The 26911-nt window shown below is 60.0% G+C and carries 9 protein-coding genes; 5 read left to right on the top strand and 4 right to left on the bottom strand.

Annotation, left to right across the window (positions count from 1 at the left end; genetic code table 11):
- The first annotated feature begins 27 nt into the window (after nucleotides 1-27).
- The 3 genes from ACVCAM_RS05640 to ACVCAM_RS05630 all read left to right on the top strand — a co-directional run bounded on the left by ACVCAM_RS05640 (nucleotide 28) and on the right by ACVCAM_RS05630 (nucleotide 21458).
- Nucleotides 28-18033: an Ig-like domain-containing protein gene (locus ACVCAM_RS05640; RefSeq protein WP_447093549.1), complete on the top strand. Its 18006-nt coding sequence runs from the start codon at nucleotides 28-30 to the stop codon at nucleotides 18031-18033.
- A gap of 72 nt (nucleotides 18034-18105) precedes the next feature.
- Nucleotides 18106-20286, top strand: coding sequence for a type I secretion system permease/ATPase (locus ACVCAM_RS05635; protein WP_447093548.1), 2181 nt, complete (start codon nucleotides 18106-18108; stop codon nucleotides 20284-20286).
- Complete coding sequence (locus ACVCAM_RS05630) at nucleotides 20283-21458, top strand: HlyD family type I secretion periplasmic adaptor subunit (RefSeq protein WP_021242553.1); 1176 nt, start codon at nucleotides 20283-20285, stop codon at nucleotides 21456-21458. Before ACVCAM_RS05635 ends, ACVCAM_RS05630 begins: the two co-directional genes overlap by 4 nt.
- A 35-nt stretch (nucleotides 21459-21493) precedes the next feature.
- Here ACVCAM_RS05630 and ACVCAM_RS05625 read toward each other — a convergent pair whose 3' ends face one another.
- The gene (locus tag ACVCAM_RS05625; RefSeq protein ID WP_025911207.1) at nucleotides 21494-22378 is read right to left on the bottom strand and encodes a hypothetical protein; all 885 of its coding nucleotides are present in this window, start codon (nucleotides 22376-22378) and stop codon (nucleotides 21494-21496) included.
- Nucleotides 22379-22654: 276 nt separating this feature from the next.
- On the opposite strand from ACVCAM_RS05625, the gene ACVCAM_RS05620 reads away from it, so the two are divergent.
- Nucleotides 22655-24118, top strand: coding sequence for an EAL domain-containing protein (locus ACVCAM_RS05620; RefSeq protein WP_407223335.1), 1464 nt, complete (start codon nucleotides 22655-22657; stop codon nucleotides 24116-24118).
- A 29-nt stretch (nucleotides 24119-24147) separates the two neighbouring features.
- Here the strand turns inward: ACVCAM_RS05620 and ACVCAM_RS05615 are convergent, their stop codons facing one another.
- The 3 genes from ACVCAM_RS05615 to ACVCAM_RS05605 form a co-directional block, all read right to left on the bottom strand.
- Nucleotides 24148-24420, bottom strand: a complete 273-nt coding sequence (locus ACVCAM_RS05615) for a DUF883 family protein (protein ID WP_008502294.1) — start codon at nucleotides 24418-24420, stop codon at nucleotides 24148-24150.
- A gap of 119 nt (nucleotides 24421-24539) precedes the next feature.
- On the bottom strand, nucleotides 24540-25208 hold the full coding sequence (locus tag ACVCAM_RS05610) for an epoxyqueuosine reductase QueH (protein ID WP_008502293.1): 669 nt from the start codon (nucleotides 25206-25208) through the stop codon (nucleotides 24540-24542).
- A 124-nt stretch (nucleotides 25209-25332) separates the two neighbouring features.
- Nucleotides 25333-25809 carry a GNAT family N-acetyltransferase gene (locus ACVCAM_RS05605; protein ID WP_008502292.1) on the bottom strand — a complete coding sequence of 159 codons (477 nt, stop codon included), beginning with the start codon at nucleotides 25807-25809 and terminating at the stop codon, nucleotides 25333-25335.
- Nucleotides 25810-25899: 90 nt separating this feature from the next.
- Here ACVCAM_RS05605 and ACVCAM_RS05600 point away from each other — a divergent pair, with 90 nt between their 5' ends.
- Nucleotides 25900-26829 (top strand): LysR family transcriptional regulator, encoded by a 930-nt coding sequence (locus ACVCAM_RS05600; RefSeq protein WP_407223336.1) that lies wholly within the window; start codon nucleotides 25900-25902, stop codon nucleotides 26827-26829.
- Nucleotides 26830-26911: the final 82 nt, after the last annotated feature.

Genomic DNA, 26911 nt, shown 5'->3' with positions numbered 1-26911 from the left:
AATCCGCACACCTGCAAGGAGAGAAATATGAGTAACATAAAGGTTGTTGATGTCATCATTCGCAAAACGGCGGAGAAAACGAAATTAACCGGCGAAGGAAATTTGTCGGTCTCTATTTCCTCCCCGAGCGTGATTGAAATCCAGGGTTCTGCTCAGGATGTGGTGCGATATGTCCGCCAGGGTAAAGACCTCCTCATTTATATGAAAGATGGCAGCGTGATTCGCTGCAATAACTATTTTGTTGAAGATCCTGATACGCACAACCAGTCAGAGCTGGTGTTCAACGATCGTCAGGAACTGACGCATATTTCTTTTGCCGATACCGGGGAAGCGTCAGGCGTGGCGGTGACCGAGCTAACCGCGCAGGCCACACCGATTAGCAGCATTCAACCTTTCCTCGAGCAGGGTAGCGTCTTAAGCGACGCCCCGTGGGGCTGGATTGCGGGAGCTGCATTAGGCGGCGGTGCCATCGGGGCGCTGCTGGCAAACGGCGGCGACGGCGAGACTAAAACAAAAGTTATTGATAATACGAAAGAGGTGGAAAGCGCCACGCCAACCTTCCTGCTGTCGGATAAAGCGGGCGACAAGCAGGGCGTGCTGACAGCAAACGCGATCACGGACGACAACACGCCAACCTTTAGCGGTACCGGTCAGCCGGGCGCGACCATCCAGATTAAAGACAGCAGCGGCAGCACCATCGCCAGCGCCATGGTCGGTAAAGAGGGCACCTGGACGGTAAAATTACCGACCCAGACTGACGGGGAACATACCTGGTCGGTGGTGCAGATCGACGGCAGTAAAACCACCGATGCGGGCAACATTACCGTAACGGTCTCGACCGCCGAGGCTGCCATTACGCTGGCCACCACGGCGGGCGACAACGTGCTTAACGCCAGCGAGCAATCCGCGGGCTTTACGCTCTCCGGTGCCAGCAAGAATCTGGCGCAGGGTACCGCACTCACCGTGACGCTGAACGGTAAAACCTATACGACGGAAGTGGGGGCTGACGGGACGTGGAGTGTTAACGTGCCCGCGGCCGACGCGCAGGCGCTGGGCGATGGCACCTGGACGGTCAACGTCAGCGGCAAAGACGCGGCGGGTAACACCGTGAGCGGCACCCAGACAATCGGCGTGGATAGCGTCGCGCCAACCCTCTCTGTCGATACCCTCGCGCAGGACAACATCATTAATGCCGCCGAGCACAGCCAGCCGCTGACGCTGACCGGCAAAACGACTGCGGAAGCCGGTCAGATCGTCACGGTCACGCTGAACGGTAAAAACTACAACGCCACGGTGGGCAGCGACGGTACCTGGTCCGTCACGCTTGCTGCGGACGACGTGCAGGCGCTCAACGAGGGTAATCACACCCTGACGGTGAACGTCAGCGACAAAGCGGGCAACGGTTCGTCTGTCACCGCAGATTTCACGGTGGATACCACCGCGCCGGTGGTCACCATCGATACCGTGGCGGGCGACGACATACTGAACACCAGCGAACAGGGCCAGGCGCAGATTATTTCCGGGCAGACGAGCGGCGCGTCGGCAGGCGATGTGGTCACCGTGACCGTTGGCGACCAGTCCTTCACCGGCGTAGTGCTGGCGGACGGCAGCTGGAGCGTGGGCGTTCCGGCATCCGTGCTGGGCGCGCTGGGTGAAGGCAACCACACGATTTCAGTATCCGTGACCGACGCGGCAGGCAACACCGGCAGCGCCACGCACGGCATTACGCTGAGCGGCAACCCGCCAGAATTTACGATTGACGCCATTAGCCAGGACAACGTGCTGAATGCCCAGGAGGCGATGCAGCCGCTGAGCCTGACCGGTACCAGCAACCTGCCTGACGGCAGCGCCATTACCGTGACGCTGAACAACGTCAGCTATCAGGCCACCGTTGAAAACGGCATCTGGGCGGTCCAGGTGCCGGTTTCCGACGTGCTGAATCTGGCGAACACCCTCTACACCGTCAGCGTCAGCGGCACTGACAGCGTGGGTAACAGCGGCTCTGCCGGGGCGACGCTGCTGGTGGATACCGTGCTGCCGCAGGTGATCATCAACACCTTTGCGGGCGACAACCTGGTCAATAACGCCGAAGCGGGTGTCGATCAAACCCTCAGCGGTCGCGTTACCGGCGCGGCGGCGGGCGATACCGTTTCTGTCACCGTGGGCGGCAAGAGCTTCACCGCCACGGTGGGCAGCGATCTGACCTGGAGCGTGAAAATCCCGTCAGCGGATCTTAAGGCGTTCGGCGACGGCGATTTAACCTTCACCGCGTCGGTGACCAATTCGCACGGCAATACCGGTACCGGCGAGCGCGATATCAACATCAACGCACAGCTGCCGGGCCTGCGCGTGAACACCATTTCCGGCGATGACGTGATCAACGCCATCGAACAGCAGCAGGATCTGACCGTCACCGGCGCCAGCACCCACCTGGCCGCGGGCACGCCGATCGTCGTCACCATTAACAACGTCGAATATAACGCCGTGGTTACCGCCAGCGGCGGCTGGAGCATTGGCGTTCCTGCTGCGGACCTGCAGGCCTGGACCGCGGGAGAGATGACGGTTAGCGTCAGCGCAAAAGATGCCTGGGGCAATACCGTTGCGGCTGAACACCCGATTGAACTCGATCTCAACGCCGTGGCGGTCACCATTGATACCGTCTCCGGCGATGACCTGCTGAATGCGGCAGAAAAAGGTGCCGATTTAACTCTCTCCGGCCAGACGCAGGGCGTGGAGGCGGGGCAGACCGTGGTGGTGAAATTCGCCGACCAGACCTTTACCGCCCAGGTGCAGCAGGATGGCTCCTGGAGCCTGACCGTGCCCGCCAGCGCCATGGAAACCCTGATCGACGGGCGCGCGCAGGTGAGCGTCAGCGTCACGAACGTCAACGGTAACAGTGCCGACGCGTCGCGCGTGGTCACGGTGGATACGCTGCCGCCGGCGATTACGCTCGATAACCTCACCAGCGATAACATCATCAATGCGGCAGAGGCGCAGCAGGATTTAGCCTTAAGCGGCACCAGTACTGCGGAACCGGGCCAGACGGTCACCGTGACGCTGAACGGCAAAACGTATCAGACCACGGTCCAGACGGACGGAACCTGGCAGCTGATCGTACCGGCGGCTGACGTCGGTGCCCTCAACGATGGCATCGTGACCGTGACGGCCACCGTCAGCGACGTGGCGGGCAACAGCAGCAGCGCCGACCGCGTTGGGCTGGTGGACGCGACCGTGCCGCAGTTGACCATCAACCACTTCGTCACCGACACCAATACCGTTAACCAGCTCGCCCATGCACAGGCGCAGATCCTGAGCGGCTCCGTCACCGGGGCGGCAGCGGGCGATCGGGTGACTATCACTATTAACAGCGTCGATTACACCACCGTGGTGGATGCGGCGGGCAACTGGAGCCTTGGCCTGCCGGCGTCTGTCGTACAGGGGCTGACGGACGGTACCTGGACCATCGACGTCTCCGTGACCGACCGATCCGGCAATACCGGAAGCAGTTCACTGGATGTGGTGGTGAATACCGTGACGCCTGTTATCGGTATCAACACGCTGGCGGCGGACGACGTGATCAACGCGACCGAGAAGGGCGAAGAACTGCAGATTTCCGGCACCAGCAACCAGCCGGAAGGCACGACCATTACGGTGACCCTGAACGGCATTCACTACACGGCTACCGCTGACGCCAGCGGAAACTGGAGCGTAACCGTTCCGGCGGCAAACGTCTCGGCGCTGGGCGAAGCGAATTACACCGTGACGGCGAACGTCACCGATAGCGTGGGCAACAGCGCCTCAACCTCGCACGACGTGCTGGTGGACAGCTCGCTGCCGGTGGTAACGATCGACACGCTGGCGGGCGACAATATCGTTAACGCGGCGGAAGTGGCGGCAGGGCAAACCCTGACCGGTAAGGTGACAAATGCGGCGCCAGGTGACACTGTCACGATTACCCTGGGCGGCCAGACCTTTACTGCCACCGTACAGGACGATCTCACCTGGAGCCTGCCGTTAACCCAGAGCCAGTTGACCGCGCTGGGCAACGGCGATCTCACCGTATCGGCCAGCGTCACCAACGCGCACGGCAATACCGGTTCTTCTTCGCTCGACTTCACCATCGACGCCCAGCTTCCGGGGCTGCGTATTGATACGGTCGCAGGCGACGACGTGATCAACGTGATTGAGCACGCTCAGAACCTGATTGTGTCCGGCACCAGCACCGATCTGGCGGCGGGCAGCGCCGTCACCGTGACCATCAACGGAAAAGCGTATTCCGCAACGGTGCTGGCGGAAGGCACCTGGCAGGCGGCGGTACCGGCGGCGGACGTGTCCCAGTGGGCAGATGGCTCGCTGGATATCAAGGCAAGCGCGCAGGATGCCTCCGGCAACCCCGTGGCTATCGGGACCGTCGTGGACGTCGATCTCGCGCCGGTTGCCATCACCATCAGCAGCGTGACCGACGACAACGTCCTTAACGCGGCGGAAAAAGGCCAGGATCTGGTGCTGTCCGGCACGTCATCTAACGTTGAAGCGGGCCAGACCGTCACCATTATCTTCGCAGGAAAAACGTACACCACGACGGTGGATGCCAACGGCGACTGGACCTGGACCGTTCCGGCTGCCGATCTGAGCGGCCTGAAAGACGGCGACGCCAGCGTGCAGGTCCGCGTCACCAACGTGAACGGCAACGCCGCGTCTTCGGCGCAGGCATTCAGCGTCGACACCACCGCGCCGACGGTGACCATCAACACCATCAGCGGCGATAACATGCTGAATGCGGCAGAGGCGGCGCAGGATCTGACCCTGAGCGGGACCTCTACTGCCGAAGCGGGCCAGACGGTCACCGTGACCTTCAACGGCAATCAGTACACTGCGCAGGTGCAGGCGGACGGCAGCTGGACGCTCGACGTGCCTGCGGCGGATCTGGCAGGCATCACCGACGGCAGCGTCGCGGTCACGGCGACCGTGTCCGATAAAGCAGGTAACCCGGCCAGCGCGGGCTCATCGGTGCTGGTGGACACCACCGTACCGCAGATTAGCTTCAATATCGTCGCGGGCGACGACATCGTGAATATTGCCGAGCATGGCCAGGCGCTGATCGTCTCCGGTAAGGTGGCGGGCGCGCAGGCGGGCGACGTGATTACCGTGACCCTGAACGGTAAAGACTACACCGCCATGCTGGACGCGTCCGGCAGCTGGAGCGTGGGCGTTCCGGCGGCGGACGTGGGCGCGCTGGTCAACGGCGACCAGACGATCTCAGCGACCCTCACCGACAAAGCCGGTAACAGCACCACTGCGACGCACGAATTTGACGTCTCCCTGACCGCGCCGGTGGTCGCCATCAATACCCTGGCGGCTGACGACGTGATCAATGCGACCGAGAAAGGCCAGGATCTGCAGGTGTCCGGCACCAGCAACCAGCCGGAAGGAACCGCCATTACGGTGTCCCTGAACGGGATTAACTATACGGCCACCACCGACGCGAGCGGGAACTGGAGCGTGACCGTTCCGGCGGCAAACGTCTCGGCGCTGGGCGAAGCGAGCTACACCGTGACGGCGAGCGTAACTGACGCCGCGGGCAACAGCGCGAGCACCGGCCACAGCGTGCTGGTTGACAGCGCGCTGCCGCAGGTCACCATCAATCCGGTCGCGACGGACGACGTGATTAACGCGGCGGAAGTGGCTGCCGGACAGACCCTGAGCGGGAAAGTGAGCGGTGCGGCGAGCGGTGACACTGTCACTATTACCCTCGGCGGCAATACGTATACCGCGACGGTTCAGGACGATCTGAGCTGGTCGGTCAACGTGCCGTCCTCGGTCTTAACCGCCATCGGTAACGGCGATCTGACGGTGTCAGCCAGCGTCACTAACGGCCACGGCAACACCGGCACCGGCGAGCGCGACATCACCATTGATGCCAACCTGCCGGGCCTGCGCGTCGATACCGTGGCGGGCGACGATGTGATCAATAGCATCGAACACGCTCAAAACCTGATAATCACCGGTTCCAGCGACGGTCTGGCAACGGGCGCGGAGCTGACCGTCACCGTCAACGGCAAAACCTACGCGGCCACCGTACTGGCGGACGGCACCTGGACGGCGGCCATTCCGGCGGCCGACGTCAGCGCGCTCGGCGCGGGTACGGTTACCGTGAAGGTTGAAGGTCATAGCGCGGCGGGCAACCCGGTTTCCATCAGCCATGACGTGAAGGTGGATCTGGCGACAGTCGCCATCAGCATTAACCCGATTGCCTCTGACGACGTGATTAACGCGGCGGAGAAAGGCGCGGACCTGGTGCTGTCCGGCTCCACCACCAACGTGGAAGAAAACCAGACCGTTACCATCACCTTCGGCGGCAAATCGTACACCGCGACGGTGGATGCCGACGGCAACTGGACGGCCACCGTGCCGTCTGCCGATTTGGGCAGCCTGAAGGACGGCGATGCCAGCGTGCAGGTGAGCGTCACCAACGTGAACGGCAACAGCGCGTCGGCAGGCCGCGAGTACAGCGTGGACGCCACCGCGCCGACGGTGTCTATCGAGATCGTCAGCGACAATAACATCATCAATGCGGCCGAGGCGCAGCAGGATCTGGTCGTTAATGGTGTAACCAACGCCGAAGCGGGCCAGACCGTCACCGTGACCCTGAACGGCGTGGACTACACCACCACCGTGCAGGCAAACGGCAGCTGGAGCGTGACCGTGCCTTCCGCGGATGTCGGCGCGATTACCGACGGTAACTACACCGTCAGCGCCGCCGTATCGGACAAAGCGGGCAACCCGGCCTCCGCGGATCGCGACGTGCTGGTCGATACCACCGTCCCGCAGCTGACCATTCACACCGTGTCCGACGACGACGTGATCAACAGCGCCGAGCACGCGCAGGCCCTGATTGTCACCGGTTCCGTGACCGGCGCGGCGGCGGGCGACGTGGTCACCGTTACCCTCAATAACAAATCGTACACCGCCACCCTGGACGCCTCCGGCAACTGGAGCGTGGGCGTACCTGCGGCAGACGTTACCGCGCTGGCCGCCGGGGATTACACCATCACCGCGGCGCTGACCGATAAGGCGGGCAACAGCAACAGCGCCACGCACGGTGTGGCGGTGAACCTGACCGCGCCGGGGCTGACCATTGACACCGTTTCCGGTGACGATGTGATCAACAGCACCGAGAAAACCCAGGATCTGACCCTCTCCGGTACGGCGTCCGGCCTGGCGGCAGGCGCGGTAGTGACCGTGATGCTCAACGGCAAAGCGTACAGTGCGCAGGTGGACGATAACGGAAAATGGACCACCACCGTTCCGGCGAGCGAGGTCGGTCAGCTGGGCGAGGCGCTTTATACCGTCACCGCGTCAGCCACGGACAGCGTCGGCAACAGCACCCGCGCGTCGCACACGGTAAACGTGGAGTCCGTTCTGCCGGGCGTGATTATCAACACCATTGCGGGCGACGACGTGATTAACGCCGCCGAGCTGGCTGCCGGCCAGACCATCAGCGGTAAGGTGGTGAATGCCGAAGCGGGCAACACCGTGACCGTGACCATTGGCGGCAACCGCTACACCGCAACGGTGCAGAGCGATCTGACCTGGTCCGTCGATGTGCCGGAATCTATCCTGACCGCCCTGGGCAACGGCGATTTAACGGTGACCGCCAGCGTGACCAACGGCGTCGGAAACAGCGGATCCGCTGAGCGCGATATCACGATCGACGCTAACCTGCCGGGCCTGCGCGTGGATACCGTGGCGGGCGACGACGTGATCAACAGCATCGAGCACGGGCAGAATCTGATTGTGACCGGATCCAGCGATGGCCTGGCCGCAGGTACCACCTTGACCGTCACCGTAAACGGCAAAACCTACCCGGCCACCGTGCTGGCCGACGGCACCTGGCGTGCGGCCATCCCGGCTGCGGACGTGGGTGCCCTGGCGGCAGGCACGGTCACCGTGACCGTGGCAGGCCAGAGCAGCGCCGGTAATCCGGTCTCCATCAGCCATGATGTGACGGTGGACCTGGCGACCGTTGCCATCAGCATCGATGCGATTGCCGCCGACGACGTGATTAATGCCGCCGAGAAGGGCGCGGATCTGGTGCTCTCCGGGGCGACCTCGAACGTTGAGGAAAACCAGACCGTTACCATCACCTTCGGCGGCAAGAGCTACACCGCGACCGTCGGCGCCGACGGCAAATGGACGGCCACGGTGCCAGCCGCCGACCTGGCGGGTCTGAAAGACGGCGACGCCAGCGTGCAGGTGAGCGTCACCAACGTGAACGGCAACAGCGCCTCGGCGGGACGTGAGTACAGCGTGGATGCCACCGCGCCGACCGTCACGATTAACACCCTGGCGACGGATGATATTCTGAACGCCGCCGAAGCGAAGAGCGATCTGACGGTTTCCGGTACCAGCACCGCCGAAGCGGGCCAGACGGTCACCGTGTCGCTGAACGGCAAAGACTACACCACCACCGTCAGCGCGGACGGCAGCTGGACGCTGAACGTTCCGGCGGCCGATCTGGCAGGATTAACCGACGGCAGCGTCACCGTGACCGCATCGGTCAGCGACAAGGCGGGTAACCCGGCTTCCGTGGACCACAACCTGACGGTGGATGTGACCGTTCCTGCGGTCACTATCAACACCATCGCGGGTGATGATGTGATTAACGTGGCTGAACACAGCCAGGCACACGTTATCAGCGGCACCGCCACCGGCGCGGCCGCGGGCGATAAGGTGACCGTCACCATCGGCGGCCAGACCTACACCACCGTGCTGGACGCGGCGGGGAACTGGAGCGTGGGCGTCCCGGCGAGCGTGATTTCCGGCCTCAGCGACGGCACCGTGACCGTCACGGCGTCCGTCACCGACGCGGCGGGCAACACCGGCACCGGCAGCCATAACGTGACCGTCGATACCGGTCTGCCTTCGGTCAGCTTCAACGCCATCAGCGACGATAACGTGCTGAACGCGGTGGAAAAAGGTCAGGATCTGAGCGTGAGCGGCACCAGCGCCAACCTGGCGGAAGGCACCGTGGTGACCGTGACCCTGAACGGCAAAAACTACACGGCGACGACGGCGGCAGACGGTACCTGGAGCCTGACGGTTCCGGCGGCGGATCTGGCCGGTCTGGGTCAGGCCAACTACACCCTGAACGCGACCGCCACCAACGGCGTGGGCAACAGCGTGAGCAACACCGCGAACCTGCTGGTGGACACCGCGCTGCCAACGGTCACCATCAACACCGTGGCGGGCGATAACGTCATTAACGCGGCGGAAGTGGCCGCAGGCCAGACCCTGAGCGGCACCGTGGCGAATGCCGAAGCGGGCAATACCGTGACCGTGACCATTGGCGGCAACAGCTACACCGCAACGGTGCAGAACGATCTGACCTGGTCTGTCAACGTGCCGTCTGACGTGCTGACGGCGCTGGGTAACGGCAGCCTGAGCGTGACGGCGACCGTTACCAACGGCCACGGTAACACCGGGACCGGCGAGCGCGAGATCGCTATCGACGCTAACCTGCCGGGTCTGCGCGTCGATACCGTGGCGAGCGACAACGTGGTCAACAGCATTGAGCATGCGCAGAACCTCATTGTCACCGGCTCCAGCGACGGGCTGGCACCGGGTACGGCCCTGACCGTCACCGTAAACGGTAAAGACTATGCGGCCACGGTGCTGGCGGACGGCAGCTGGAGCGCGGCTGTTCCATCAGCGGACGTGAGCGCGTGGCCGGAAGGTACCGTCAAAATCAGCGTTACCGGCGACAGCTCAGCGGGTAACCCGATTACCATCAGCCACGATGTGACGGTAGATCTGGCGACCGTTGCCATCAGCATCAATCCGATTGCGACCGACGACGTGATCAACGCGGCGGAGAAGGGCGCGGATCTGGTGCTGTCCGGTGCGACCATCAACGTGGAAGCCGGGCAGACCGTGACCATCAGCCTGAACGGCAAAATCTACACCACCACGGTGGACGACAGCGGCAACTGGACCTGGACCGTACCGTCTGCGGATCTGGCTGGCCTGAAAGACGGCGACGCCAGCGTGCAGGTGAGCGTCACCAACGTGAACGGCAACAGCGCCTCGGCGGGCCGCGAGTACAGCGTGGATGCCACCGCGCCGACCGTCACGATCAACACCCTGGCGACGGACGACATTCTGAATGCCGCCGAAGCGAAGAGCGAACTGACCGTGTCCGGCACCAGCACCGCCGAAGCGGGCCAGACGGTCACCGTGTCGCTGAACGGCAAAGACTACACCACCACCGTCAGCGCGGACGGCAACTGGACGCTGAACGTTCCGGCGGCCGATCTGGCAGGATTAACCGACGGCAGCGTCACCGTGACCGCATCGGTCAGCGACAAGGCGGGCAACCCGGCGTCCGTGGACCACAACCTGACGGTGGATGTGACCGTTCCTGCGGTGACCATCAACACCGTGGCGGGCGACGATGTCATTAACCTCGCAGAACACAGCCAGGCGCACATCATCAGCGGCACCGCCACCGGCGCGGCCGCGGGCGATAAGGTGACCGTCACCATCGGCGGCCAGACCTACACCACCGTGCTGGACGCGGCGGGGAACTGGAGCGTGGGCGTCCCGGCGAGCGTGATTTCCGGCCTCAGCGACGGCACCGTGACCGTCACGGCGTCCGTCACCGACGCGGCGGGCAACACCGGCACCGGCAGCCATAACGTGACCGTCGATACCGGTCTGCCTTCGGTCAGCTTCAACGCCATCAGCGACGATAACGTGCTGAACGCGGTGGAAAAAGGTCAGGATCTGAGCGTGAGCGGCACCAGCGCCAACCTGGCGGAAGGCACCGTGGTGACCGTGACCCTGAACGGCAAAAACTACACGGCGACGACGGCGGCAGACGGTACCTGGAGCCTGACGGTTCCGGCGGCGGATCTGGCCGGTCTGGGTCAGGCCAACTACACCCTGAACGCGACCGCCACCAACGGCGTGGGCAACAGCGTGAGCAACACCGCGAACCTGCTGGTGGACACCGCGCTGCCAACGGTCACCATCAACACCGTGGCGGGCGATAACGTCATCAACGCGGCGGAAGTGGCCGCGGGCCAGACCCTCAGCGGCAAGGTCGCGAACGCGGAGGCGGGCAATACCGTCAACGTGACCATTGGCGGCAACACCTACACCGCAACGGTGCAGAACGATCTGACCTGGTCCGTGAACGTGCCGGAGTCCGTCCTGACGGCGCTGGGCAATGGCGATTTGACCGTGGCAGCAACCGTCACCAACGGCCATGGCAACACCGGGACCGGCGAGCGCGAGATCGCGATCGACGCTAACCTGCCGGGCCTGCGCGTTGATACGGTAGCGGGCGACGATGTGATCAATAGCATCGAACATACTCAAAACCTGATCGTCTCCGGCACCAGCGACGGGCTGGCGGCAGGCACAACGCTCACCGTGACCGTCAATGGCAAAACCTATGCGGCCTCCGTGCTGGCAGACGGTTCCTGGAGCGCGGCGATCCCGGCGGCAGACGTCGCGGCCTTCGCAGCAGGTACGGTCACCGTGACCGTTGCAGGCCAGAGCGCGGCGGGCAACCCGGTGACCATCAGCCATGACGTGACCGTCGATCTGGCGGCGGTGGCTATCAGCATCGATGCGATTGCCACCGATGACGTGATTAACGCGGCGGAAAAAGGCGCGGATCTGGTGCTCTCCGGCAGCACCTCGAACGTGGAGGAAAACCAGACCGTTACCGTTACCTTCGGCGGCAAGACGTACACCGCGAAGGTGGATGCTGACGGTAACTGGACGGCCACCGTGCCGTCTGCGGATCTCGCGGGCCTGAAGGACGGCGATGCCAGCGTACAGGTGAGCGTCACCAACGCGCACGGCAACAGCGCGTCGGCGGGCCGGGAGTACAGCGTGGACGCGACTGCGCCAACCGTGACCATTGATACGGTTGCAGGCGATAACGTGATTAACGCCAGCGAAGCGGCTGCGGGCGTTGCAATCTCCGGCACCACTACGGCGGAAGTCGGTCAGACGGTCACCGTGACGCTGGGCGGTAAGAGCTATACCGCGCAGGTGCTGCAGGGCGGCATCTGGAGCGTTAACGTGCCGGGCAGCGACCTCTCCACGCTGGCGGATAACGGCTACATCGTGCAGGTGAGCGTGAGCGACGCCGCGGGTAACTCGGGCAGCGCGGGCAAGACGATTACGCTTGATACCACGCCGCCGACCGTCAGCTTTAACGTGGTGGCCGGCGATGACGTCATTAACAGCGTAGAGCACGGCCAGGCGCAGATCGTCAGCGGGTCGGCAACCGGCGCGAACGTCGGGGATAAAGTGGTTATTACCCTTGGTTCGCACCAGTACACCACCACCGTTGACGCCAGCGGCAACTGGAGCGTGGGCGTTCCGGCCAGCGTGATTTCCGCGTTGACCGACGGCACCGTGACCCTCAGCGCGACCATTACCGACAGCGCGGGTAACAGCAGCACCCAGACCCATGACGTGGTGGTCAACACCGCCTCCGTGGCGCTGACGGTGAACACCCTTAGCGGTGACGACGTCATCAACGCGGCTGAAGCCGGTTCGTCACTGGTGATTAACGGCTCCAGCGCGCAGTTCGCCAGCGGGACCCAGGTCACCGTGACCCTGAACGGCAAGAGCTATACGGCCACCATTCAGAGCGACGGCACCTGGACGACCACCGTACCGGTTGCAGACGTCAGCGCCCTGACCGATGGCGCCAGCTATCAGGTGTCCGTATCGGCACAGGACAGCGCGGGCAACAGCGCCTCCGCAACGCATACTATCAGCGTGGATACCACTGCGCCGGTGGTGAGCATTCGGACACTGTCGGTTGACGACATGCTGAACGCCGCGGAAGCGCAGCAGCCGCTGACCGTGCACGGATCTTCCAGCGCGGAGGCGGGGCAGACCGTTACCGTGACGCTGGGAGGAAAAACCTACACTGCGCTTGTCGGCAGCGACGGCACCTGGACGCTCGACGTGCCGGCAGCCGACCTGGCCGCCCTGAGCCAGGGCGCGCTGACGGTCACCGCCTCGGTCAACGACAAAGCCGGTAACAGCGGCCAGACCACGCACACCTTAACGGTGGATACCGTCGCGCCAACCGTGACCATCAGCACCGTGGCCGATGACGATATCGTCAACAACGCGGAGCAGCTGGCGGGCCAGACCATCCGCGGCACCACCACGGCGGAACAGGGCCAGACGGTGACCGTCTCCTTCAACGGGCACAGCTATCAGGCGACCGTCGGGGCGGACGGATCGTGGTCGGTCTTCGTACCGGGCCGTGATTTCCTCGGCCTGAGCGACGGGGAGTACACCATCACCGCGTCGGTAAGCGACAGGGCGGGCAACCCGGGCAGCGCAACGCACGACGTGACGCTGAACGGCGATGTCCCAACCATCACCATTAACACCTTTGCGCAGGACGACATCGTCAACGCCGCCGAGCACGGCACGCCGCTGGTCGTCAGCGGTTCCACCAACGCGCCTGCAGGCCAGACGGTGACCCTCACGTTGAACGGTAAAACCTATGCGGCTACCGTCCAGAATGACGGCACCTGGAGCTACACGGTCAGCAGCGCTGACGTGGCCGCGCTGGCAGACGGCGGTTCTTACGTCATTAACGCGCAGGTCAGCAACACCATCGGCAACAGCGCCAGCGATAACCATACCGTCACGGTGGATCTCACCGCGCCGTCGATGGGGATCAGCATTGATTCGCTGCAAAACGACACCGGCCTTAGCGCAACGGATTTCATCACTAACGACAGCCAGGTCGTCGTCAACGGCTTGCTGACCGCGCAGCTCGGCAATAACGAGAAGGCGCAGATCAGCCTCGACGGCGGCGTCACCTGGATCGACCTGACCGTGACCGGCACCACCTGGCGCTACGCCGATGGCCGCACCCTGACGGACGGGACGTATCAGTACCAGGTCCGCGTGATTGATAACGCGGGCAACGTGGGGGCAACGGACAGCCAGGACGTGGTGATTGATCTGACGAAGCCTGCGGCAACCACCATTACCGTGGATTCCATTACGCAGGATACCGGCCTGTCCGGCAGCGACTTTATCACCAGCGACAACCAGATCAGCCTTAAAGGCACGCTCGGTGCGGCGCTGGGCAGCGGCGACCACGCGCAGATCAGCCTTGACGGCGGCGTCACCTGGATCGACGTCAGCGTCAGCGGCCTGAGCTGGACGTACGTCGATGGGCGCACGCTGGCCGACGGGGATTACAACTACCAGCTGCGCGTGATTGACGATGCGGGCAACATCAGCGCCACCGCCTCTCAGGTGGTGACCATTGATACGGTTGCACCGGACGCCAGCAAAACGATCGCCATCGACAGCATCAGCGACGATACCGGCCTGAGCAGCAGCGACTTTATCACTCGCGACACGTCCCTGACGCTGCACGGCTCGCTCGGCGCGACGCTGGCCGACGGCGAATACGCCCAGATCAGCCTCGACGGCGGCGTCACCTGGCAGAACGTGATCGTCACCGGCAACAGCTGGTACTACGTCGATAGCCGCACGCTGGGTAACCAGACATATGACTACTACGTTCGCGTGGTGGATGCCGCCGGTAACGTGGGAGCCAGCGCCCATCAGCAGGTGACCGTCGATACGATTGCTCCGGATGCGGCGATCACGGTGTCGGTGGATAACATCACCGTGGATACCGGCTTCGACAATAACGACTTCCTGACCAGTTCGACCTCGTACACCCTGCACGGAACGCTCGGCGCTGAACTCGGCGCGGGCGAGTACGTACAGGTGAGCATGGACGGCGGCACGACCTGGGTGTACGCCACCGTCAGCGGCACCCAGTGGAGCTACAGCGATACGCGTGCCCTGACCGACGGCAGCCATAACTATCAGGTGCGGGTTGTCGACCAGGCGGGGAACGTCGGGGCCACCACCTCGCAGGCGGTGACGGTGGATACCCAGGCGCCGCAGTACGGCATCATCATCGACAGCATCAGCGACGATACCGGCCAGTCCGGGAGTGATTTCATCACCATGGACACCACGCTGACCCTCAACGGTTCGCTGGGCAGCGCGCTGGCAAGCGACGAGCGCGTACAGATCAGCCTCGACGGCGGGAATACCTGGCTTGATACCACGGTCACCAACCAGCGCTGGAGCTACACCGATACTCGCGATCTGCCTGACGGGGACTACACCTACCAGGTGCGGATTATCGACCAGGCGGGCAACGTGGGTTCCACCGCGTCTCAGGTCGTCACGGTAGACACCACGCCGCCGACCACGGTTGGCACGGTCGTGAGCTACACCGACGGTGAAGGTGAGCGTCAGGGCACCTTTGGCAGCGCGGTGGCAACGGACGATAACTCGCCGCTGATCAACGGGACGCTTAACCGCGCCCCGGACGACGGCGAGATCGTGCAGCTTTACCGTGACGGGGTTCTGCTCGGCCAGGTGACCATGAACGGCAGCGCAAGCTGGTCCTTCCAGGACAACGGCCTGAGCGACGGGAATCACACCTACATCGTGCGCGTCACCGACAGGGCCGGAAACTACACGGAGTCCGACGGCTTTGTGCTGAACGTCGATACCAGCATTCCGACCACCACGGCGGCGATTACCGCGCAGACCACGTCGGATACCACCCCGATTGTCAGCGGTACCGTTTCCGCTGACCTGGTGAACGGTGAATACCTGGTGGTGACGGTGAACGGCAAAACCTACACCTCCCAGACGGGCGGTGCGGTGGTGGTCGACCCGGATCACAACACCTGGTATCTGCAGATCCCGGACGGCGATGCGCTGAGCGTGGCGAGCTACAGCGTGACCGCGCAGGTGAAGAGCAGCGCGGGTAACGGCAACACCACCGGTACGGCGACCGGCAGCCTGGTGATTGATACCACCTCGGTGAACACCGACTGGGCAACCACGGCGGGGAACAGCAACAACTCCACCATGACCCTCGGCATGAACAGCAGCGGTCTGTGGAATATCATCGCTAACGGCCAGTCTTACTCCAGCAGCGATAGCTCGACCTATGCCGGCAATACGCTGACTAACACCCGTAACTACTACGTGGTGAGCCAGACCGCCGCCGACTTTGACCGTAACGGCACGCAGGACATTTTCGCGACGGAAAATACCTACGCCGGGTCAACGCAGGTGATGTGGACCTACGATGGCAGCACCTATAACGCCAGCCAGCTGGCAATGGGCACCACCATCTGGTTCGGCGGCGTGATTGCCTACGATAAAACCGGGGATGGGTATCTGGATCTGGCGTACGGTGACTCCGGCGCGGACTCCATTACCTATCTGATCAACAAAAACGGGGTACTCTCGCCTGACGGCACCTACGGCGGCGCGGGATTCTGGGGACAGTTCACCACCATGCGTGAAATCTCCGGCGTCGATATTAACAATGACGGCACCGTGGATGTGGTTCAGCACACCAACCGCAGCGGCGCGTACTCGTTAACCGTGATCAACAACAACGGCAACGGCACGCTCTCCATCGGTCAGAACCTGACGAACGTGTTTGTGCCCAACGCCTCGAATACCACCACGGCGGCGTCCATGACGTGGGCGGACTTCAACGGCGATGGCTACATGGATCTGTACCTGGGCAGCAGCTACAACAACAACGGCGGAGTGATCTACTACAACGACGGTACCGGGAAGCTCTCGGCCACCAAGAGCGCGGTGGAGGCGTCTAACGCAGCGGCGGGCTATCTGTCGGTGGCGGTGGACTGGAACGGTGACGGGCAGATGGACATCGTCAAGCTCAGCACCTACGGCGGCTCGCAGACGGCGACGCTGTTCACCAACAACGGCTACGGATCCACCTGGACCGCCAGCCAGCTGGCGTCCGGCATTGCTTACGCCACCGGCGTGGCGGCAGTGGACTATAACTGGGACGGTGCGCAGGACCTGCTGGTCTCTCAGCAGAACGGCAAGGTGGTGCTGGTGCAAAACAGCAAAACCATTGCTGACGGCACCGCGATGCATCTGCACATTGTCGACAGCGAGGGCATCTACGCCTACTACGGCAATACGGTCAACCTGTACAACGCCGCGGGCGTGCTGGTGGCCTCGCAGATCATCAACGCCCAGTCCGGTATCGGGTCGAACGATACGTCCGCGCTGGTGAGCTTCTACGGGCTGGATCCGAATGAAACCTATTCGGCCGAGATCCTGAAGATCACCAACGGCGTGTCGGATAACGTCACCTGGAGCGGTCTGGAAGCGGGCAACGGCAAAGAGGGCTACGTCCTGACGGCCGAAGCGGCCACCGGCGGCCACAGCGGAACCATTACCGGAACCGGGTATAACGACACCTTTATCGCCGAAAATGGCACCTATACCTACAACGGTTCCGGCGGCTGGGCTACCCATTCCGACCATGACACCTGGAGCAACACCGGCGGGGTGGACGTGGTGGATTACCGCAATGCGACCTCTGGCGTGACCGTTGACCTGCGCCTCTCAACCGCGCAGGACACCGGCTTCGGCACCACGCGTCTGCTGAACATTGAAGGGATTAACGGCTCGGATTACGACGACGTCATCACCGGCAACAGCGGTGATAACCGGTTCGAAGGCCGTGGCGGAAACGACACCTTCAACATCGGCAGCGGCGGTCACGATACGCTGCTCTACAAGCTGATCAACGCCTCGGATGCCACGGGCGGTAACGGTCACGACGTGGTGAACGGCTTTACGGTCGGCACCTGGGAAGGGACGGCGGACACGGATCGTATTGACCTGCGCGATCTGCTCTCCGGCAGCGGCTATACCGGCACGGGCTCGGCGAGCTACGTGAACGGCGTGGCCACGCTGGACAGCGGCGCGGGGAATATCAGCGATTACATCCGCGTGGTGCAGAACGGCAGCAATACCGAGATCCAGGTTGACCTGGACGGTACCGGCGGTCAGTTCTCGCCAACCACCCTGGTGACGCTGAACGGCGTGCAGACGGATCTGGCGACGCTGCTGGCGAACCATCAACTGTTAATTGCGTAAAACAACGCCGCGGGGAGCGATCCCCGCGGCCTTTTGGCGTTTCTTTAGACGAATTGCGTTACCCCGGAGATTATGAAGACACATCCACAGTACGAACCCTGGCTGCAGGGCATGCTCATCATCGCGAAGCACTACCGGCTGGACTTTTCGGTGGAGCACGTTCGGGTCACGATTAACCATGAAAGCCAGTCGCCGCGCCAGCTGGTGCTGGAGGAGATGGCGCGCCAGCTTGGGCTGGGGATGCGCGTGGTGGCGGCAGAAGCGGCATCCCTCGATCCGTGGCGCCTGCCGCTGCTGGCAGAATTCACCGGCGGGCAGATTGCGGTGATCAACCGCATGGACAACGAAGGCAACGTCAGCCTGCAGTTCAGCGGCGACGGCGGCCTGGAGACGACGCTGACGCGCGAGGCGCTCGGGTCGCGATTAAAGGGCCTGATGGTGCTGCGCCCGCTCGAGTCCACGCCGGATGCCCGCGTGGATGACTACATCAAACCGTATGAAAAAAACTGGTTCTGGCAGCTGGCGCTGAAGGACTGGCGACGCTACGGCGACATTATGCTGGTGGCGCTGGTCGCCAACGTGCTGGCGCTTTCCGGCATGGTCTTCTCCATGCAGGTCTACGACAGGGTGGTACCGTCGCAGTCAGAAGCCACGCTGTGGGTGCTGTTTGGCGGCGTGATGATTGCCATCGTGTTCGAATTCATCATGCGCATGCTGCGCGTGCACATTTCCGACGTGGTGGGGAAGCGCGCCGATCTGCGCATCTCTGAACGCGTCTTTGCCCACGCGCTGCGGATTAAAAACGGCGCACGCTCGAAATCAACCGGATCGTTTATCGCGCAGATCCGCGAGCTGGAGTCGGTGCGCGAGCTGATCACCTCGACGACCATTGCGGCCCTCTCCGATCTGCCGTTCTTCCTGCTGTTCGTCTTCATTCTGTGGATGATTGGCGGTCCGCTGGTGCTGGTGGTCCTGCTCGCCGTGCCGCTGTTGCTTATTCCTGGCCTGCTGGTGCAGCGCCCGCTGGGGAAACTCTCCAGCGAAGGGATGCGTGAATCCGCCATTCGTAACGCCACGCTGGTGGAAGCGGTGCAGGGCATTGAAGACATCAAGCTGATGCGCGCCGAGCAGCGTTTCCAGAACCAGTGGAATAACACCAACGACGTCGCCGCCAGCGTCGGCATGAAGCAGCGCTGGCTGACGGGCCTGCTGCTCACCTGGACGCAGGAGGTGCAGTCGATTGTTTACGCGGTGGTGCTGCTGGTGGGCTGCTATCTGGTCATCAGCGGTGACATGACCACCGGTGCGCTGGTGGGCACCTCGATTCTGGCGTCGCGGACCATTGCGCCGCTGTCGCAGATCTCAGGCGTGCTCTCGCGCTGGCAGTCGGCAAAAGTGGCCCGCAAGGGGCTGGACGACCTGATGCAGCGGCCGATTGACGATCCGCAGCACGGCAAGAAGGTGCACAAAGCCCACCTGCGCGGCGACTATGCCCTTGAGGACGTCGGGTTTTATTACGACGAGGAAGAGAAACTCACCGTGCTCAACATCAGCAAGCTGCAGATCCGCGCCGGAGAACGCGTGGCGGTGCTCGGGCGCAACGGCTCCGGCAAAAGCACGCTCCTACAGCTTCTGGCGGGCATGCAGGAGCCGCAGCAGGGCAGCATTCTGCTGGACGATATTGCCCTTAATCATCTCGACCCGGCCGACGTGCGTCGCGACATGCAGCTGCTGAGCCAGCAGGCCCGTCTGTTCTTTGGCTCCGTGCGGGACAACATCCTGATGGGCAACCCGCTGGCGACCGACGATGAGATTCACCAGGCGCTGGTCAACAGCGGCGCGCTGGAGTTTGTGCGCAAACAGAAAATGGGGTTGAACACCATCATCAACGAGGGCGGAACGGGCCTCTCCGGCGGTCAGCGTCAGGCGCTTTTGCTGGCGCGCGCCCTGATCACCTCGCCGACTATCCTGCTGCTGGACGAGCCTACCGCCTGGCTGGACGAAATGAGCGAGAAGCAGTTTATTCAGCATCTTCACACATGGCTGGGTAAGCGCCGGACGCTGGTGCTGGCGACGCATCGCCTGCCGATTCTGGACCTGGTCGACCGCATCATCGTGCTGGAAAACGGCAAGGTCGTGATGGACGGCCCGCGCGACGCCATCCTGCACCAGCACGGCATGGCGCCGCAAAAGACAGCACAGCGCACCGTGACCATGAAACCGGCGGCGGTTGCAGAGGAGGGCGCAGCATGAATGATTTCTCCCGTTTTAATAGCCGACTGAAAGAGCCGCGCCTTCCGCGCGCCACGCTGGTGGCATGGTCGCTGTTCGCCCTGCTGGCGGCGTTTATCGCCTGGGCGAGCCTGTTCCAACTTGATGAGGTGACGACCGGCAGCGGTAAGGTGATACCGTCTTCTCATGAGCAGGTCATCCAGTCCCTGGAAGGCGGCATTATCCACAGCCTGATGGTGCGCGAAGGCGACATCGTCGAGCGCGGCCAGCAGCTCGCGCAGCTTGATCGGACAAAAACCGAGTCGAGCGTGCTGGAGAGCGAGTCGCGTCTGAATGCGGCGCTGGCCACGGCGGCACGCCTGAAGGCCGAAGTTAACGACACGGAGCTGACGTTTCCCGAGGAGCTGGATGACGACGTTGAGCTGGTTAAGCAGGAAACGGCGCTCTATCAGTCCCGTCGCGAGAGCCTTGAAAAGGGGCTGGCTGGTTTACGTCAGGGTGCCGAGCTGGTGCAACGCGAGCTGTCGTTGACCCGTCCGCTGGTGACCCAGGGGGCGGCCAGCAAGGTGGAGGTGCTGCGTCTTGAGCGTCAAAAAAATGAGCTTGAGAATAAAATCACCGAGATGAAAAACCAGTATTACGTCCGCGCCCGTGAAGAGCTGGCGAAAGCCAATGCGGAGATTGAAGCCCAGCGTTCGGTGATGAAGGGTCGGGAAGACTCCCTGACCCGACTGACTTTCAATGCGCCGGTTCGCGGGATCGTAAAGGATATTGACGTCACGACCGTGGGCGGCGTCATCCCGCCGAACGGCAAGCTGATGAGTCTGGTTCCGCTTGACGATCAGATGGTGATTGAGGCGAAAATTTCGCCGCGCGATGTGGCGTTTATCCATCCTGGCCAGAAGGCGCTGGTAAAAGTGACGGCCTATGACTACTCCATTTACGGCGGGCTGGAAGGGGAAGTGACCATGATTTCACCGGACACCCTGCAGGATGAGGTGAAAAGAGATGTTTATTACTATCGCGTCTATATTCGTACCGACAGTAACCATCTGACCAATAAGCAGGGTCAGGAATTTCCGGTCTTTCCGGGCATGATTGCCACCGTAGACATTAAAACCGGCAGCAAAACCATTCTGGATTATCTGTTGAAACCGCTGAACAAGGCAAAAGAGGCGCTGCGGGAAAGATAGGTGAAGGGCGTTCGGAACACCGAACGCCTGGTGGATTATACGGTTGACGTCACGTTGTGAGGGTGGCGTCGCTCTTTAGGAACCACGTTGATGTAATGCGTGACATACGCAAAATATAATCCGGCATAATTTTCGACGAGTTCGATAAACGCCGGATAGACCGATAGCCGACCATCACCCCGATCTTTAAGATAGCCCGCCTCCTGAGCTGATTTGATAATCCGGTTGACGTGGATGCGCGATACAAAAAATTCTTTTGCGAGCGTGCTGGCTGAATAGTCAATAACGGCACCATGGGTGGATTTGTTTTTCATAGCCTGCAGGTAAAGATAAAGCATAATCATACGGCCACCATCTTTATCAATAAATAATCCTACTTCAGGCAAAACCTTTCTGAACGTTAATCCCCGAAAAAGATATTCTGCCGCGCGGCGGAAGAAGTTACTTCTCAAAATATCATTGTCCAGCAGGTTTACATTAATATTAAATGTCGGATAAAGAATACTGACGGGCAAAAAAGCGCCGGACATATAACGCTTTAGTTCATTCAGGCCTTTTTCGGTTGGCGCGATTCTCGTCTTTCGTCTGTCTTCCGTACAGCGCCAGGTCCTGATGCGCCCGGTGGTTCTGAGTATCGTAATGATCGCAATAACGCTGTTGGGGCTGGCTATCTTATAGCGAGAACATAACTCTTTAATTTCAGAAACTGACTCGGCCTGATTGCCAAAAATAAAACAACACATGGAGAGGATAATGTTGAACCGTGATTCCTGTAGCATTGTCTTGTAGAACAAAGGTTGTTTTTTGTAGATGGTGTCATTAATTGTGTAGTGCTCTAATATTGCCTCACCGAATCGTGGATTGCTCTTTATGACATCCCTTCGATGTAGCAAGGCCCTGGATGAGATATGATTATCCATAGCATTTTTCTCGTATTTGAATGAGCCGATAGATGAAGTGTCCAGTCTTCTTTTTCGGAATTTTCATTATACCCTGAGAATAAAATATTTGCCGTGGTTATTTGAAAAGAAAAGTATAGTTAAACGTTTGTGATTAACGCAAAGATGTTCCGGTGAATTAGGCTGATAACAGTTTCTTAACCCTGGGTGCTACTGTAAAATTATACTACGCAACAGATGCAATAGATTTTACGCATACTCAAACAGAAATGGCGCTTTGGTGCCCAGGAGCGGGTTATGACCCAAAAAATGTCTCTCAAAAATGGGGTTTGCGATGAACATAAATTTGTCATCTCAGCCTGCGGCTTCACATTTCAGGGGTATTGTTCGATCCTCAATAAGTACGGAATCCACGCTTCCCAAATTCACTTTAACGGAGATGAGGCATCCCAACAGGATGTTGAAAATATCCTTAAAAATCAGGATGCCCATATCGTGGTGTTCCTCGGGAAAGGTGTCGTCAATCTCCTGGAAAGCCTGAAGCGACTGGCCTCGGTACTCAATGCACTCCCCGTTATTCGGCATGTCACCCTGTATGGTGATATTCCTGACGGCTGGCTGTACCGCACGCTGGGCAGTCTTTTAAATAACAGTTATCAATTATCATTGATTCGCGTAGCCAGCGTTTCGGACATAGTAGGCTGTTTTAATACCCATTACAAAAGCTTTAAGGATCGTTCTCGAGTATTACGTGAACGCTACATGGATATTGGCTCGGAAGAAAATCTAAAGTGGTTAACAAGAAGAGAGATTGATGTTTTATTAAATTTCTATCGTGGTATGTCCGTAAAGGAAATGTGCGATAGAATGGGATTGTCGAATAAAACGGTTTATACCCACCGAAAGGAAGGTGTGCTTAAATTACGTTTAATTAAGCGCTGGTTACACGATCCGCACAATTTTAAAGCAGATAAACCTGATAAACACCCGCGTCAAAAAGTGGGGCTCACGGAAAAAGAAGCCGAAATTTTTAATGCGTTACGTAATCGGGAAATATTTCCGGCATATCAGATTATTACCGATCGAGATAAAAAAGGGGTCGGGTTTGAAATCCTGATTCGCTGGAATAAAAACGGTAAAATTGTCAAGCCTGCCAGTTTTTTAACGGATGTTTCGAATCATGAAATCTGGCTGAAAATTACGGCGTTGGTCATCCATGCCGCCGTTTCAGGTATTAATAAGTATAACGGGAAATACTATTTTTCAGTGAATATTCCGCCTCGTCTGGCGTCCGGGAATGCTTTGCCTGATATGGCACGGAAAGCCATCGGCATGCTGCTCAAACCGCAGTGGGCCGAAAAGCTGGTTTTTGAATTTGCAGAAGATATTGACGTGACGAAGGACAAAAGGATCCCTGAAACCATGCGGCATTTACGCAATACGGGGTGTCGATTGTTCCTGGATGACTGCTTCTCTAACCATCAAACCATGTTCCCGGTGCGCCAGGTGCATTTCGATGGGCTTAAGCTGGATCGGGACATCGTTGAGCATTTTGTGGCAAACGACAATGACTATAATTTGATTAAAGCGATACAGGTTTACAGCGACATGACCGGAACGGACTGTATTGCAGAGGGGGTTGATAGTGAAGAAAAGTTTGAGAAATTAGTCGAGCTGGGCATCAAGAACTTTCAGGGAGATTATTTATCGCGCGCCGTGAAAGAGGAGGAGTTAGACCGCATGGTCAGGTTGTTTAGTTAAGAAAAAATAAAGCCCCGAAGGGCCCTGGGTTATTTCCGGCCCAGCAACAAGCCGAGAACAATACCGATTGCACCCGCGGCAACGAGGCCGGTGAGGGGATTGTTTCTGACGGCTTCAGTGACATCGGAAACGGCATCGCTGGCCTGAGCGGCATATTTTTTAGCAGCACCTTTAACCTGATGTTTTGGTGAATCAACGAATTCACCAAACTGCTGCTGCGCTGAACCTGCAAGTTCATCAAATTTATTTTTTGCTTTATCTTCAGCAAACTGGGTGTTTTTATCAGTACCGAAATCAGACATTTTTGCCTCCTTTTGTTGATAATTAAAGGATAGCCGCTCTTTGTGGATACGGCAGACGAAAGGCTAAATTCGGCACCTGAAAGGGCAGTTTTCGGATATATCTCTATACCCGGAACCCGTTATTTCTCATTGTCATCCTGACCGTAAAACAGTTTCCCAATGCGGATCAGCGGGCGGCCCTGTGACTTACGGTGCAGGTTACTGTCCCTGAGCGAATAAACGCAGCCGCAGTATTCCTGCTGGTAAAACTGTTCCCGCTTGCTGATCTCAATCATGCGTGAGGATCCGCCCTGTTTGCGCCAGTTATAGTCCCAGTACACCATACCCGGATAGCGCGCCGCCGCACGCTGGCCGCAGTCATTTATCTGCTGCATGTTCTTCCAGCGGGAGATCCCCAGCGAGCTGCTGATGACACTGAATCCATTTTCTGCCGCATAGAGCGCCGTACGCTCGAAACGCATATCGAAGCACATGGTGCAGCGGACGCCGCGCTCGGGTTCCCATTCCATGCCTTTCGCGCGCTCAAACCAGTTATCGGTGTCGTAATCGGCATCAACAAACGGCACGCCGTGCTTTTCCGCAAAGCGAATATTTTCCTCCTTACGAATGAGGTATTCCTTTTGCGGATGGATATTGGGGTTATAGAAGAAAATGGTGTACTCAATGCCCGATGCCTGGATAGCCTCCATCACTTCACCGGAGCAGGGGGCGCAGCAGGAGTGCAGCAGCAGTTTGTCAGCGCCGTTTGGCAGGGTGAGTTGAGGGCGGATAAAAGGGGCTGTCGTCATGGCGTTCTGCTCTATGTTTATGAAATTTATGGAAGGGTAGCATAAATTCATAATCTGTTGAGACGGGATCGACGCAGGAAAGCGCGATCCCGCGGGGCGGGATCTTCTCGGGTATGACGTGCCGCTATTCGGCAAATTTGAGCAACGCTTCTCCGTCAAGACGGTAGCGCACCCATTCGGACTGCGGCAGCGCGCCAATGCTCAGATAAAAATCGATGGCGGGCTGGTTCCAGTCCAGCACGCTCCATTCAAGGCGACCGCACTGCCGTTGTACGGCGAGCTGGGCGATATGTTTCAGCAGTGCTTTTCCCGCCCCCAGGCCGCGATAAGCTGGGGAAACATACAGATCTTCCATATAAATCCCGTTGCGGCCAAGCCAGGTTGAATAGCTGGTGAAGAACACGGCATAGCCAGCGATCTTGCCTTCACACTCCGCGATCAGCGCTTCGGTTTTAGTACCTGCGCCAAAGAGCGTTTCCCGGATCTCCTCCGGTGTGGTAACCACTTCTTCCGGGGCTTTTTCATACACCGCCAGCTCATAAATCATGGCGTAAATGGCCGCCGCATCTTCGGGGCGTGCCTGGCGAAGGGTGATGCTCATTGTTTTACCTGCTTTTTAGCGTGCGTCTTGATTGATGGCGTTAAGCATACGGCGTATTGTCTGAAGAATTAAGTGCAATGAAATCAACAAATGATGAATATTATGCATCCGGCCCTGAGACGTCTTGATTTAAACCTGCTGCCCGTTTTCGACGCGATTTACCGCCACCGCTCCGTTCGGTTGGCCGCTGACGAGCTGGCGATGAGCACATCCGCGCTCAGCCATGCGCTGTCGCGCCTGCGTGCCACCCTGAATGACCCGCTGTTTTTCCGCGAAGGGCATCGCATGTCCCCCAGCGTGTATGCTTCTCAGCTCGCGCCTTCGATTGCTTCCGCACTGTCGTTCCTGAATCATGAGCTGACTCCGCAGCCGGAGTTTGATGCAGCCAGCAGTTCGGAGTGCTTACAAATTGCGATAACGGACTTTACCGCGCTGTGCATTTTCCCGGCGCTGATGCACAAACTGCAGCTTGCGGCCCCGGGCTTGCGTTTCGAATTGCGCTATCTGCCGCACAGCCCGGCGCTGACGGAACTGCTGGCGGGCGAGGTGGATCTCGCGCTGGGCTTCAGCACTCAGGATGATATCCGACACCCGGAACTGGAAGAGATCGACTGGTTTGAAGATGAGTATGTGGTCATCAGCAAAGCGCGCCGGACGCGTCTCACGCTGGAGGATTATCTCGCGGCCCGACACCTGGTGGTGACGCCATGGAATGAGAAGCAGGGCGTTCTTGACGTACGGCTTGAGCAGCTGGGCTATACCCGACAAATCGCGATCAAAACGCCGTCGATGCTCAGCGCACCGTTTATCGTAGCGGAAAGCGACCTGCTGATGGCGATCCCCCGCTATGCCGCGGAGAAGCTGATTAAGACAGCGGATCTCAGGATTTTTGCGTTACCGTTTCCGATACGCACGTTTGAAGTGAAAATTTACTCGCATAAACGCAGCGGCCAGCGGGGCGCGACCCGCTGGCTGAAGGAGGAACTGCAGATGCTGGCGCAGGCTGTCAGGGGACGGTAGGCTATTTGTTAGCGGACAGCCCAGCCCGCGCTTTAATATAGAGCAGAGCGAGTCTGTCCATAGAAGCTTAGGTCCTGAAGAT

The organism is Enterobacter sp. CFEC122 (genome assembly GCF_052983755.1).
This window is presented reverse-complemented; position numbering and strand designations above follow the sequence as displayed.

Coding starts and splice junctions, on each gene's coding strand:
- ACVCAM_RS05640 (WP_447093549.1), top strand. CDS start 28: ATGAGTAACATAAAGGTTGTTGATGTCATCATTCGCAAAACGGCGGAG.
- ACVCAM_RS05635 (WP_447093548.1), top strand. CDS start 18,106: ATGAAGACACATCCACAGTACGAACCCTGGCTGCAGGGCATGCTCATC.
- ACVCAM_RS05630 (WP_021242553.1), top strand. CDS start 20,283: ATGAATGATTTCTCCCGTTTTAATAGCCGACTGAAAGAGCCGCGCCTT.
- ACVCAM_RS05625 (WP_025911207.1), bottom strand. CDS start 22,378: ATGGATAATCATATCTCATCCAGGGCCTTGCTACATCGAAGGGATGTC.
- ACVCAM_RS05620 (WP_407223335.1), top strand. CDS start 22,655: ATGACCCAAAAAATGTCTCTCAAAAATGGGGTTTGCGATGAACATAAA.
- ACVCAM_RS05615 (WP_008502294.1), bottom strand. CDS start 24,420: ATGTCTGATTTCGGTACTGATAAAAACACCCAGTTTGCTGAAGATAAA.
- ACVCAM_RS05610 (WP_008502293.1), bottom strand. CDS start 25,208: ATGACGACAGCCCCTTTTATCCGCCCTCAACTCACCCTGCCAAACGGC.
- ACVCAM_RS05605 (WP_008502292.1), bottom strand. CDS start 25,809: ATGAGCATCACCCTTCGCCAGGCACGCCCCGAAGATGCGGCGGCCATT.
- ACVCAM_RS05600 (WP_407223336.1), top strand. CDS start 25,900: ATGATGAATATTATGCATCCGGCCCTGAGACGTCTTGATTTAAACCTG.